The sequence below is a fragment of the Pseudomonas sp. LB3P58 genome, assembly GCF_054897895.1.
The window spans coordinates 3,542,821-3,555,182 of record NZ_JBUBVE010000001.1 but is presented as its reverse complement, the minus strand read 5'-3'; the positions used below and the strand labels follow the sequence as shown (position 1 = coordinate 3,555,182).

Here is a 12,362-nt window from a genome sequence, read left to right as displayed (position 1 = left end):
CATCACCTATAAAAACAATTATCAGGGGCCCCCGGACCACCGGGCTGCCCGAGGTCACCTAGATGTCCAAGCCTGCAACCACTGCTGCCGCTGTTCAGGGTTCGAACGCGGGTACAAAAAGCCACAGTGACAAGGGAAGTCGCTATTTCCAACTGATGCTATTGGTGCTGGCCGCCGGTGCGATCTATCCGATCCTGTACCTGCGCCAGGTCTACCAGACCACCATGCTCGAAGTGTTCCAGATCAACCACAGCGAGCTGGGTTATCTGTACTCGATGCTCGGGACGATTTTCCTCCTCAGTTACTTGCCGAGCGGTTGGCTGGCGGATCGCATTGCCCCACGCTTTCTGATCTTCTTCTCGCTGGTCGCCACCGGAGCGTTAGGCCTGTGGTACTCCACCGCGCCGTCGATGACCGGTCTGATGATCATCTTCGGTTGCTGGGGCCTGACCACCGGCCTGACGTTCTGGGCCTCGGTGCTCAAACGCGTGAAGATGATTGCTCATCACACTGAACAAGGTCGGTTCTTCGGCATTCTCGATGGCGGTCGCGGCCTGGTCGAAGCCTTGCTGGCGACTGTCGCTTTGGGGCTGTTTGCCTTTGCCACCGAAACCCGTGGCGAGTCGGCCGCCGAAGGTTTCAAACACGTGGTTTACCTCTATGCCTTCACCTGTATCGCCATCGGCTGTGTGCTGGTGTTGATCAAGGACCCGAAGTCCATGGAAGACACGGCGCCGGTGGAGAAGGGCAAGTTCAACCTGCTCAGCGATCTGACGACCTTGGTGAAAATCCCTGAATTGTGGTTGGTGACGGCCATCGTGTTCTGCGGTTATCACATCTTCTGGGCCACCTACAGCTTCTCCGATTACCTGCAAGGCGGCGGCATGACCGCGGTCATGGCCGGCACCATCACCACCATCAAATTGTGGATGCGGCCGATCGGCGGTATCGGCGGTGGCTGGCTGGGTGACAAGTTCTCCAACATCTCGGTGCTGATCGTGGCGCTGTTCCTCGCGACGTTGGCGATGGTCGGCCTGATCGTGTTCCCGGCGCTCAACAGCATGGGCCTGCTGATCGGCACGGTGATTTTCATCGGTTTGATGACCTACGCCATTCGCGGTTTGTACTGGGCGATCCTCGACACCTGCAACATCCCGCTGCGCATCACCGGCCTGGCTATCGGCATCGTCTCGGTCGTCGGGTACCTGCCGGATGCCTTCATTCCCTTGATCAACGGCTACCTCACCGAGCATTTCCCGGGTGCCTTTGGTTACAAGCTGTATTTCGGCTACATCGCTTGCGTTGGCCTGCTCGGGACCCTGGCAGCCCTGACCCTGCGCGCTCGAATCAATCGTAAAACTTTGAACAAAACAGGTGCCTGAGATGAAAATCGTCGCCCTTGAAACCCATATCGTTGCCGTACCGCCACCGCACATCGGTGGCATGTACTGGCTGTTCGTCAAGCTCAAGACCGATTGCGGTATTGAAGGCGTGGGCGAAATCTACGCCGCGACCTTCGGCCCCAAAGCCATGCTGCCGATCATCGAAGACGTGTTCGAACGCTACTTGCTCAACCACGACCCGCACCACATTGAGCGCTTCTTCCGTCAGGCCTATTCGAGCGGTTTCACCCAGCGTCCGGACCTGACCATGATGGGCGTGGTCAGCGGCCTGGAGATGGCCTGCTGGGACATCATCGGCAAAGCGGCGAACAAGCCGGTGTATGAACTGCTGGGCGGCAAGGTCAACGAACGCCTGCGTTCCTACACCTACCTGTACCCGGTCAACAGCAAGGGCGAGTACGACTACGACGACCCGGACCTGGCCGCTGAATGCGCCATCGAGAACATGAACAAAGGCTTCACCGCCGTGAAGTTCGACCCGGCCGGACCGTACACCGCGTACTCCGGGCACCAGATCTCGCTGGAAGTGCTGGAACGCTGCGAAACCTTCTGCCGCAAGATCCGCGAAGCGGTGGGCGACAAGTGCGACCTGCTGTTCGGCACCCACGGGCAAATGGTGCCGTCCTCGGCGATCCGCCTGGCCAAGCGCCTGGAGAAATACGATCCGCTGTGGTTCGAAGAACCGGTGCCGCCGGGCCAGGAAGAGGCCATGGCGCAAGTCGCGGCCAAAACCAGCATCCCGATTGCCACCGGCGAACGGCTGACCACCAAGTACGAATTCTTCAAACTGTTGCAGGCGGGTGGCGCGTCGATTTTGCAGATGAACGTGGCCCGCTGCGGCGGTCTGCTGGAAGCAAAAAAGATCGCGAGCATGGCCGAAGCTTATTACGCGCAGATCGCGCCACACCTGTACAACGGGCCGATTGGCGCCGCGGCGAGTTTCCAGTTGGCCACCTGCACGCCGAACTTCCTGATTCAGGAAAGCATCATGACCTGGGGCGGGTTCCATGCCGAAGTCCTGACCAAACCGCTGCAATGGGAGGACGGTTACATCATCCCGTCCACCGAGCCGGGCCTGGGCGTGGAGCTGAACATGGACGTGGTGCGCAAGCATTCGCCGTACACCGGCGAGCGTTTGCACCTGCAAATGGCGCCGACACCGGCTGATGTCAAAGACACATCGCCAGCTCGAGGCTGACGGGATTTGCCGCCCATGACGGGCGGTTTTTTGTAAAACGACTTACGCGGTAACCGTGCATGACTTACGACTACATCATCGCTGGCGCAGGCGCCGCAGGCTGCATCCTTGCCAATCGGCTCTCGGCGTCCGGGAAACACTCGGTGTTACTGCTGGAAGCGGGCGGCAAGGACAGTTCCCTGTGGTTCAGGATCCCGGTCGGCTTCGCCAAAATGTATTACAACCCGACCTTCAACTGGATGTACTACAGCCAGCCGCAAAAACAGCTGAACAACCGCGAAATCTATGCCCCGCGGGGCAAGGTACAGGGTGGTTCGGGCTCGATCAACGCGATGATCTACGTCCGTGGCCAGGCCCATGACTTCGACGACTGGGCGGCTAACGGCAATGAAGGTTGGGGCTTCAAGGACGTGCTGCCGTACTTCCGCAAACTGGAAAACCATCCGCTGGGCGACAGCGAGTACCACGGCGGCAGCGGCCCGATCAGCATCACGCCGATGAAGGGCCAGACCCATCCGATTTGCGATGTGTTCCTAAAGGGCTGCGATGAACTGGGTTATCCCCACAGCGATGACTTCAACGGCCCGAAATTTGAAGGTTCGGGCATCTACGACGTCAACACCCGCAACGGTCAGCGTTGCTCCAGCAGTTTTGCACATCTGCATCCGGCATTGAGCCGGCCGAACCTGACGGTCGAGCATTACGCGCTGGTGGATCGGGTGTTGTTTGATAACGGCCGTGCGACCGGGATTTCCATCACCCAGCACGGCGTGGTGCGGACATTTACCGCCAACAAGGAAGTCATTCTTTGCGCCGGTGCCGTGGACACGCCGAAGATCCTGCAATTGTCCGGTGTCGCGGATCAGGCGCTGCTGGCCAAACACAACATCCCGTTGGTCAAACACCTGCCGGCGGTGGGGCAGAACCTGCAAGACCACCTGTGCGCCAGTTACTACTACAAGGCCAACATCCCGACGCTCAACGATCAACTGAGCTCGCTGTTTGGTCAGTTCAAACTGGGTTTGAAGTACCTGTTCACCCGCAAGGGCGCACTGGCGATGAGTGTCAATCAAGCCGGCGGATTCTTCCGTGGCAACGAGCTACAGGCCAACCCGAACCTGCAGTTGTACTTCAACCCGTTGTCGTACCAGATTCCAAAAAACAATAAGGCTAGCCTCAAGCCGGAACCGTATTCAGGCTTCCTGTTGTGCTTCAACCCGTGCCGGCCGACCAGTCGCGGGCACATTGAGATCGCCTCGAAAAATCCGCGGGACGCAGCGCTGATCGACCCCAATTACCTGAGCACGCAAAAGGACATCGACGAGGTGATCCAGGGCAGCCGCTTGATGCGCAGAATCATGCAGGCGCCGGCACTCAAAGGCATTACCGTCGAAGAAGTGCTGCCGGGGCCGGCCATCGAAAGTGACGAACAGATGCTGCAGTATTTTCGCGAAAACAGCGGTTCGATCTATCACCTGTGCGGTTCCTGCGCGATGGGCGCGGACGAACAGAAGTCGGTGGTCGACAAGCGCCTTAAGGTCCATGGTTTAGACGGTTTGCGCATCGTCGATGCATCGATTTTCCCTAACGTGACCTCTGGCAACACTCACGCCGCCGTGCTGATGGTGGCGGAGAAGGGCGCCGATCTGATTTTGCAGGACGCCTGATTTCGTCGCCCGGTTGTATCAAAAATGAATTTCCGCCGAGCCCGCTGCTCATACCTGATAGGCAGCGGATTTAAGCGCGCGAAATCATTTTGGCAATCAGGGAGTGGCACAGTCATGAGACCAGTATCGACGGCGGGCGATCATCTCCTTGGCGGGTTGATTCTTGTGGTTGAGGACGACCCGCTGATCCTGGAGTTTCTCTGCGAAATTCTTCAGGAGGAAGGCTTTGTGGTTGAACCGCAGACCAGCGCGGATGCCGCGTCGAAGTATCTGGAGCAACACTCCGAAGGCGTCCGTCTATTGCTCACGGACATCACCATGCCGGGCAAACTCAATGGCGCGGACCTGGCCAATCTGTTTGGCGACCGCTGGCCCGACAAACCGATCATGATCATGTCCGGTTACGAAACACCGGAAAGCGCCGGGGTCAGGCATTCGGTGTCGTTCATCAAGAAACCATGGGCACTCGGGCAGTTGCTGGACTGTGTGGAAGGTGCCTTGAAGTCGAAACGTACCCTTTAGAACCTGCGGCACATCAGACCACTACAACCTGTCACGATGCGCCTTGTGGCGGGCCTATACTTCAAGAGTCGGCTCACTCGGTGCGACCTGCAATCGTGTTTGATGTATGGGGTGACGCGTCGAGTGATCGTTCACGCAGGCCACGGCCTGCCTTCGTCGTAGGGAGGATAAGATCATGGCGCGTAAATACATCGACTGCCGCGAGTTTCCAAGCGATGCCAAATGCTCGGTCGCATTGTCCGCAGACTCTGAAAACGAACTGCTAGAGGCCGCCGCACAGCATGCGGTCAGTGTTCACAAGCACACCGACTCACCGGAACTGCGTGCTCAACTGAAGACGATGTTTCACGACGGCACCCCGCCTGTTGAAGCACCGCGTCCCGCTTAGCAAGGAAATCCTCTGCAGGAGCTGCCGAAGGCTCGGGCCGCGTTCGGCAGCTCCTCGCAAATGCTACATTGTTCGGCGAACCCGCCTGGCACTTGCGAGAGGTAGCTCCCCCTTGTCTGCTCAAGAATCTGTCTTCAATACCCCGTACCGCGCTTTTCTGTTTGATATGGACGGCACCGTCCTCAATTCCATCGCCGCTGCCGAGCGGATCTGGGCGGCCTGGGCCTTGCGCCACGGCGTCGATGTCGACTCCTTCCTGCCCACCATCCATGGCGTTCGCGCCATCGACACCATCAATCGTCTGGCGTTGCCCGGGGTGGATGCCGAGGCTGAAGCGGCGTTCATCACCGAGGCGGAAATCGAGGATGTCGAGGGGATCATCGAGGTGCCTGGCGCAGCGAACTTCCTGAAGTCGCTGCCCGCCAACCAGTGGGCCATCGTCACCTCGGCGCCGAAGGCATTGGCGCTGCGGCGGATGGCGGCGGCGGGTATTCCGCAGCCTTTGGTGATGGTCACTGCCGAAGACGTCAGCGCCGGCAAACCCGATCCCGCAGGCTATCGACTGGCGGCCAAGCGCTTGGGCGTTGAACCGGCCGATTGCCTGATTTTCGAAGACGCCACCGTGGGTATTCTCGCGGCCGAGGCGGCGGGCGCGGGCCTGATCGTGGTGACCGCGACCCACGACCATCCGCTCCAGACTCCGCACGCCACATTGGCCAACTACAACTCGGTCGAGGTCCGCACAGACGCCGACGGTCTCATCCGCCTAAAGAAAATCTAATGTGGGAGCGAGCCTGCTCGCGATGGCGTCAGCACATGCAGTATTGATGTGACAGAAAGATCGCTATCGCGAGCAAGCTCGCTCCCACATTGGTCCTGTGGATGGCTAATAAACCCCGGGAATCAACCGCCAACTGCGGGCGCAATAAGCCTCGTATTCGCTGCCGAACTGCGCCCTTAACAACCCTTCTTCGGAGTGAATGCGGGCGATCAGCGGGATCAGCGTCACCGCGGCCAGCAACAGGCCAACGCCGGAGCGGAAGACCAGTGCCCAGCCCACTGCAGTGATCATCAGCCCCAGATAACTGGGGTTGCGCAAGGAGCGATAAATCCCGTCGGTGACCAGCGTGTGCCCCGGCTGAATCGCCACCAGTCCACTGAAACGCTTGCCCAGCACAAACACCGGCCACAGCCGCAGCGTGCCGCCGATGATGAACAGCAACGCCCCGAGCCAGCGCACACCTTCGCCACCAAAGGTCCAGAAATCGATCCGGTCGGTGTAGGCCGGCAGGTACCCGCTCAATAAACCGATCACCCCGAACGCCGGCAGCACCCAACGATTGGCCCGGTCTTCACGTTCGCCGGAACTCAGGTTGACCTCAGTGAACAAGGACGCGATGGCCATCACCAAAGTGGCAAACACAATGACCACCAGCGGTGCATGAGAGAAAAACGCCGAGAATCCGCCAAGCCCCCATACCGCGAGCCCAAGGTAGGCGAGGGTGGAAACAACGGCGAAAAACGCCAGTTTGGCCGAGATTTTCATCTACACCTCCACAAACGGACCTGACACCGTTCATTGTAGGAGCTGCCGCAGGCTGCGATCTTTTGATCTTGAGCGGTATTGAGGACAGCCAAGATCAAAAGATCGTCCGAACGCGGCCCGAACCTGCGGCAGCTCCTACGTGGCGGTGTCGGCCCTGGCATTACGCCGAATCACCTGCGGCGGCTGCCCGAACGCCCGCAGGAAGGCTTCGCGCATGCGGCGGCAGTCGCTGAAGCCGGACTCTTCAGCGATCTGATCGAGGGTCAGTCGCCCGCGTTCCAGCATCTGCCGCGCCGTTTCCAGGCGCAGGTTCTCGATGGCTTTGGCCGGTGATTGACCGGTTTCCGCGCGGAAGGCCCGGCTGAATTGCCGGGGGCTGAGGCGCGCGACATCCGCCAGCTGCTCCACCGACAACGTCTCGGTGAGGTGTTCTCGCGCATAGCCAAGGACGGTTTGAATGCGGTCGGATTTCGCTTCCAGCTCCAGCAGCGCCGAGTGCTGCGACTGGCCGCCCGCGCGGCGGTGGTACATCACCAGTTTCTGCGCCACGGAACGGGCCAGTGCGGCGCCGTGATCCTTTTCCACCATGGCCAGCGCCAGGTCGATGCCAGCGGTCATCCCGGCGGAGGTCCAGATCGAACCGTCGACGACGTAGATGCGGTCTTCTTCAACCTTGATCGACGGAAACCGCGCTTGCAGCTCCCGTGCATAAGCCCAGTGGGTCGTGGCCCGCCGTCCGTCGAGCAAACCGGCCTGGGCCAGGACGAACGCCCCGGAGCAGATCGACGCCGTGCGTCGTGCGGTTTTAACGTTTGCGCGCAGGTAGTTCAGTACGCCCTCGGGTGCCTGCTCGAGGATGCCATCGCCGCCGACCACGATCACTGTGTCGAACACCCGCTCACCAAAGGCCTCGGTGCCGACGCTCAGCCCACCGGAAGCACGCAACGTGCGGCCGTCTTCAGACAATACGCTGACGTCATAAAGCGCCTCGCCAGCGCTGAAGTTGGCGTACTCGAACACCGGCATGGCCGCCAGCGCCATGGACTGGAACCCTTCAAACACTACAAATGCGACGGAAGTCATCGAGATGTCCTCAAAAGGTCATGTCCGAAAAACGTACTTTAAACGTCATTTGAGACGGGCGTTAGATTATTTATAACGGTTCACACCCGGCGACGTTATCGCCTCACTGTGAAGGAAATCGACATGGCCCTCTCATCCAAAGGTACCGCTCTGATCACTGGCGCTTCTTCGGGAATCGGCGCGGTGTATGCCGACCGTCTGGCCCGGCAAGGTTACGACCTGATTCTGGTCGCCCGCAGCCAGGCGAAACTGAACGCCCTGGCCCGCCACCTGAGTAACGAAACCGGCCGCGCCGTGGAGGTGGTCGCCGCTGATCTGAAAGACAAGGCCGACGTGCGGCGGGTCGAAGAAATTCTACGCTCCGACGCCAGTATCACCCTGTTGGTCAACAACGCCGGGGTCGGCGCGGTCATGCCGCTGCTCGGCAGCCCGGTGGATGACATGGAAGACATGATCACCCTCAACGTGACCGCGTTGATGCGCCTGGCTTACGCGGTGGTGCCAGGCTTCGTTGCGCGTGGCGCCGGGACGGTGATCAATATCTCCTCGATCGTCGCCATCGCCCCGGAAATTCTCAACGGCGTGTATGGCGGGACCAAGGCGTTTGTCCTCGGCCTGAGCCAATCCATGCACCGCGAACTGGCGGACAAAGGCATTCGGATCCAGGCCGTATTGCCCGGCGCTACCGCCACCGACTTCTGGAGCGAGGCCGGCAACCCGGTGGAAAACCTGCCGCAGGAGATCGTGATGTCCGCCCAGGACATGGTCGATGCCGCGCTGACGGGCCTGGCGCAAGGCGAAGTGGTGACCATTCCGGGCTTGCACCAAGGCGACCAGTGGGACACCTACGAAGCCCAGCGCCAGACGCTTTCAGGCTTGTTCGGCAACTCCACGGCAGCACCGCGTTATCGCTGAAGCGGTAGCCGCCGGGCAGGGTGAACTAAGCTTGGATAAGGACCGTTCACCCTTAAGGAGCTCCACCATGCTTCACATCAGGACGCCCTTGATTCTGCATCCAGACCTGTCGACCCCGTCCCGACGAATCTGGCTCAAGCTGGAAAACCTGCAACCGAGCGGCTCATTCAAACTTCGCGGTATTGGGCTCTTGTGCAGTCAGGCGGCGCAGCAGGGTAAGCGTAAAGTGATCTGTCCTTCCGGCGGCAATGCCGGGTTCGCCACCGCCGTGGCTGCCGCCAGACTGGGATTGAAAGCCTGCATTGTGGTGCCGAACACCACGCCGGAAACCACTCGCGCACGGATCAGGAAAACCGGTGCCGAGGTGATCGTCCATGGCAAGGTCTGGGACGAAGCCAATCTACGGGCCAAGGAACTAGCGCAGGGCGCGGACACCGAATACGTGCCAGCCTTCGACCACCCGGTGTTGTGGGAAGGGCACAGCACGATGGTCGATGAAATCCTCGAGGATTGCCCTCAGGTCGATGCAATCGTGATGTCGGTAGGGGGCGGAGGTTTGCTGGCGGGGATTCTCACCGGATTGATTCGCCACAAGCGCATGGACTGCCGGATCATCGCGTGTGAAACCCAGGGTTCAGCGTCTTTTGCCGCCGCTGTCAGCGCCGGACATCCGGTCAAATTCCCCCGGATCGATACGGTCGCCAAGTCGCTCGGCGCTACGTTGGTGGCCGCCTGGCCGGTGCAGCACATCCTCGATTTCCCACACGAATGTGTCGCGCTCAGCGATGACGAGGCGATCATGGGCGTGGTGCGTTACGCCAACGACCTGCGTCAGTTGGTCGAGCCGGCGTGTGGTGTTTCGTTGGCGATTGGCTACCTGGACCATCCAGCGATTGCCGAAGCCCATGATGTGGTGATTGTGGTGTGCGGTGGCGTGAGCATCAGCGCGCAACTGGTGGCGGGTTGGGCGCGATTATCCACCGGTGCTGAAGCAAGGTAGGGCTGCAAACGCTATCCGGGCGCTGCAAGCCCCACCGCTACTTTTTCAGCCTTTATTTGCCCGCAGCAACGCCTTCCTGGACGAGGATCGCTCTGGCCAGGTCTTCGTCGCTGGCGTTGAGGCCGGGATTGTCCTGACGAATCTGCTTCAAGTACGACTCCAGATAAACCCCACGAATCGCACCGCCACTGGCCACGAAGCTGGAGGCGTCATCCCGGGCAGGAATCATGAGTTTGTGATCCTTGAACGTCGAGTACAACGATGCGGAAACCCCGGCTGACGTGGCGACATCGCCCGCATCCACTTTGGCCATAGCGGAGCCGAAGGGTAAACACAGCAAAAGGGAAGAGATGATAATCAGACGGCGCATGACGGTGTCCTCTGAAAGCGTGTAGCAAAAAAGGAAGTACCACATCTGTAGGATGCGTGGCGGTCGTCAGGAGTTCCCTGCCGAAGCGTTATCAGTCCAACGCCTGCGCCTGAAAAAGTTCAGCCCCTCGCCGCTCCCACAGGGTTCCTCTTTTACTGACAGATCTTGGATTTAACCCCAATCCGCTACCGATAACGTTTGCAAACCCTTCCCCCGAGCCTGTGCGACCAGTTCTTCAGTGTCTTCACCGCCGGGCAGGGCGATGACCACGTCGGGGCGGCTGTCGTGCAGCATGAAGTGGTTGCGCAGGCGTTCGGCCAGTTTGCCGTGGCGTTGCCAGTTGGGCGGGTAGCGCACGATGTCGGCGCCGTGTTCACGGGCCCATTCCTCGATGTCGGCGCCCAGGTATTGATTGCCGCCATGGATCAGCACCTGCACCGGGTGCAGGCGCTGGAAGGCGTCGAGCACGCGGCGGCATTGGCGGCTGTCGGCGTAATGGCGGCCGGCACAAATCAGGACGCGCATGGCGAGGCCTCCTTGGCCTGATCATCGCCCAACGGCTCACCCGCCCGTTCCAGCAGCGGATAGGCGAGGGCGGCGATGTGGTGGTGTACCCGACGATAGTCACGCAGCACGCGCTGAAAGATGTCGCCGGATTCAGCCCAGGTGTTTTTGTCCTCCTGCAGTTTGCGAAAGTGCTGACGGCTGGCGTCGGCTTCGAGTCGCCGGACGCTCTCCTTACGGCTGATCAACTGGTGCGCGGTGGCAATGTCTTCGCGCAGGAACACGGTGATCGCCAGGCTCAGGCTTTCCAGCAGCGCCTCGTGCAACGGCGCAATGTTGCGCAACTCGAACACCGAAAAGTGTTCACCGCGGCGCAAGCGGCGCATGGCCAACTGCGTGAGGCTGCTGGAAAGAATGTCCGCGGCGTGTTCGAGGTTGATCACAAACGTGAGAATTTCCTGGGCGCGATCGGCATCGCGGTCGCTGATGCCTTCCTGGCCAATGTCCGCCAGATAGGCGCGAATCGCCGCGCTCAACAGGTCCGTGGATTGATCGATGCGCCGCACCTCATCGGCACAGGCCGGCGCCGAGGTATGGAATAGCTGCAGCGTGCGCTCAAGCATGGCCGAGAGCATGTCGGCGACGCGCAGGGCTTCGCGGGCGGCGTTGGACAGGCCGATGTTGGCCACCTCCAGCCCGGCTTCGTCGAGGTAGCGCGGCATGCCCGGATCGACATCCCGCGCCGGCTCCGGCAACAAGCGAGTCAGCAGTCTGGCCATGGGCTCGGTGAAACCGATGAACACCAGCGCCAGCAAAAGGTTGAAGCCGGTGTGCAGGTAAACCACCCGCGCCGCCGGATCGAGATTCAGCGATGCCAGCCACCCGGCCAAGGGCAACACCACCGCCGCGCCCAAGGCCCGCACCAGCAGATTGCCGAGGGGCAGGCGCCGGCCGACGTTCGAGCCGGCATTGATCACCGACGGTAACGCACCGCCAATGTTCACCCCGAGCACCAGCGCGACGCTGGTCGTTGCCGAGAGCATTCCGGTGGCGGCCAGGGACACGATCAGCAGCACCACGGCCACGCTCGAATGGCAGAGCCAGGTAAGGATCAGCGCTACCAGCAGCGCAATCAGCAGGTCGCCGTCGAGGCTTTGCATGATCAGCTGGAACACGGGCGTGCCTTCCACGTCGGCCAGTGTCGAGCCGAGCATATGCAGGGCCATCAGCATCAGCCCCAGGCCGATCAATGCACAGCCGACGCTCTCGAAACGCGAGTCATCCCGCAGCCGGAAGACGGTCAGGCCGGTCAGTAAAACGATGGGTGTAAGGATCGAAATGTCAGCGCTGAGAAGCTGTACCACCAGGGTCGAACCGATGTTGGCGCCGAGCATCACCGCCAGCGCCGGGGCCAGGCCCAGGGTGCCGGCGGCGGTGAACGAGGTGGCCATCAGGCTGACGGCGGTGCTGCTTTGCAAGACGCCGGTGATGCCGATGCCCGCGAGCAGGGCCAGCCAGCGGTGGTTGAGGTGCCGGCCCATCCAGTGGCGCAGTGGCGTGCCGAAGCCGCGTAACAGCGCCGAAGAAATCATGTGCGTGCCCCACAGCAACAATGCAATGGCGCCCGCGAGGTTGATCAGTAGAGTCGTTCCCGACATGAGAACTCTCCTTTTTTAAGCGTGACATTTTACTGTGGGAGCGAGCCTGCTCGCGATGGCGGCTGTACATTCAACATTTGTGTTGGTTGACAGTCCGCTATCGCGAGC

The 12,362-nt window shown here is 60.6% G+C and carries 13 protein-coding genes; 8 read left to right on the top strand and 5 right to left on the bottom strand.

The window, feature by feature from the left end:
• Positions 1-62 precede the first annotated feature (62 nt).
• The 6 genes from ACYZTZ_RS16465 to ACYZTZ_RS16440 all read left to right on the top strand — a co-directional run bounded on the left by ACYZTZ_RS16465 (position 63) and on the right by ACYZTZ_RS16440 (position 5,959).
• Positions 63-1,382, top strand: coding sequence for an MFS transporter (locus ACYZTZ_RS16465; RefSeq protein ID WP_461999000.1), 1,320 nt, complete (start codon positions 63-65; stop codon positions 1,380-1,382).
• A 1-nt stretch (position 1,383) separates the two neighbouring features.
• Positions 1,384-2,601: a mandelate racemase/muconate lactonizing enzyme family protein gene (locus tag ACYZTZ_RS16460; RefSeq protein WP_046046632.1), complete on the top strand. Its 1,218-nt coding sequence runs from the start codon at positions 1,384-1,386 to the stop codon at positions 2,599-2,601.
• A 59-nt stretch (positions 2,602-2,660) separates the two neighbouring features.
• Positions 2,661-4,268: a GMC family oxidoreductase gene (locus ACYZTZ_RS16455; RefSeq protein WP_046046631.1), complete on the top strand. Its 1,608-nt coding sequence runs from the start codon at positions 2,661-2,663 to the stop codon at positions 4,266-4,268.
• A gap of 114 nt (positions 4,269-4,382) precedes the next feature.
• Positions 4,383-4,790: a response regulator gene (locus ACYZTZ_RS16450; RefSeq protein WP_461998999.1), complete on the top strand. Its 408-nt coding sequence runs from the start codon at positions 4,383-4,385 to the stop codon at positions 4,788-4,790.
• A 175-nt stretch (positions 4,791-4,965) separates the two neighbouring features.
• Positions 4,966-5,178: a DUF1059 domain-containing protein gene (locus ACYZTZ_RS16445; RefSeq protein ID WP_008156959.1), complete on the top strand. Its 213-nt coding sequence runs from the start codon at positions 4,966-4,968 to the stop codon at positions 5,176-5,178.
• Positions 5,179-5,290: 112 nt separating this feature from the next.
• A complete protein-coding gene (locus tag ACYZTZ_RS16440) occupies positions 5,291-5,959 on the top strand; it encodes an HAD-IA family hydrolase (RefSeq protein WP_461998998.1) in 669 nt (222 codons plus the stop codon).
• 105 nt (positions 5,960-6,064) lie between these two features.
• On the opposite strand, the gene ACYZTZ_RS16435 is transcribed toward ACYZTZ_RS16440, so the two are convergent.
• A complete protein-coding gene (locus tag ACYZTZ_RS16435; RefSeq protein ID WP_461998997.1) occupies positions 6,065-6,724 on the bottom strand; it encodes a methyltransferase family protein in 660 nt (219 codons plus the stop codon).
• A 135-nt stretch (positions 6,725-6,859) separates the two neighbouring features.
• On the bottom strand, positions 6,860-7,807 hold the full coding sequence (locus tag ACYZTZ_RS16430; protein WP_461998996.1) for a GlxA family transcriptional regulator: 948 nt from the start codon (positions 7,805-7,807) through the stop codon (positions 6,860-6,862).
• Between the two features lie 123 nt (positions 7,808-7,930).
• Between ACYZTZ_RS16430 and ACYZTZ_RS16425 the strand changes: the two genes are divergently transcribed.
• Positions 7,931-8,722: an SDR family NAD(P)-dependent oxidoreductase gene (locus tag ACYZTZ_RS16425; RefSeq protein WP_461998995.1), complete on the top strand. Its 792-nt coding sequence runs from the start codon at positions 7,931-7,933 to the stop codon at positions 8,720-8,722.
• A 67-nt stretch (positions 8,723-8,789) separates the two neighbouring features.
• Positions 8,790-9,722 (top strand): pyridoxal-phosphate dependent enzyme, encoded by a 933-nt coding sequence (locus ACYZTZ_RS16420; RefSeq protein ID WP_461998994.1) that lies wholly within the window; start codon positions 8,790-8,792, stop codon positions 9,720-9,722.
• Between the two features lie 52 nt (positions 9,723-9,774).
• Here ACYZTZ_RS16420 and ACYZTZ_RS16415 read toward each other — a convergent pair whose 3' ends face one another.
• From ACYZTZ_RS16415 to ACYZTZ_RS16405, 3 genes are all read right to left on the bottom strand, one after another.
• A complete protein-coding gene (locus ACYZTZ_RS16415) occupies positions 9,775-10,092 on the bottom strand; it encodes a DUF2388 domain-containing protein (RefSeq protein ID WP_056741887.1) in 318 nt (105 codons plus the stop codon).
• 171 nt (positions 10,093-10,263) lie between these two features.
• On the bottom strand, positions 10,264-10,617 hold the full coding sequence (locus ACYZTZ_RS16410) for an SLOG family protein (RefSeq protein WP_283180745.1): 354 nt from the start codon (positions 10,615-10,617) through the stop codon (positions 10,264-10,266).
• Positions 10,605-12,254 (bottom strand): Na/Pi cotransporter family protein, encoded by a 1,650-nt coding sequence (locus ACYZTZ_RS16405; protein WP_461998993.1) that lies wholly within the window; start codon positions 12,252-12,254, stop codon positions 10,605-10,607. The genes ACYZTZ_RS16410 and ACYZTZ_RS16405 overlap by 13 nt, the downstream gene beginning before the upstream one ends.
• Between the last annotated feature and the right edge of the window lie 108 nt (positions 12,255-12,362).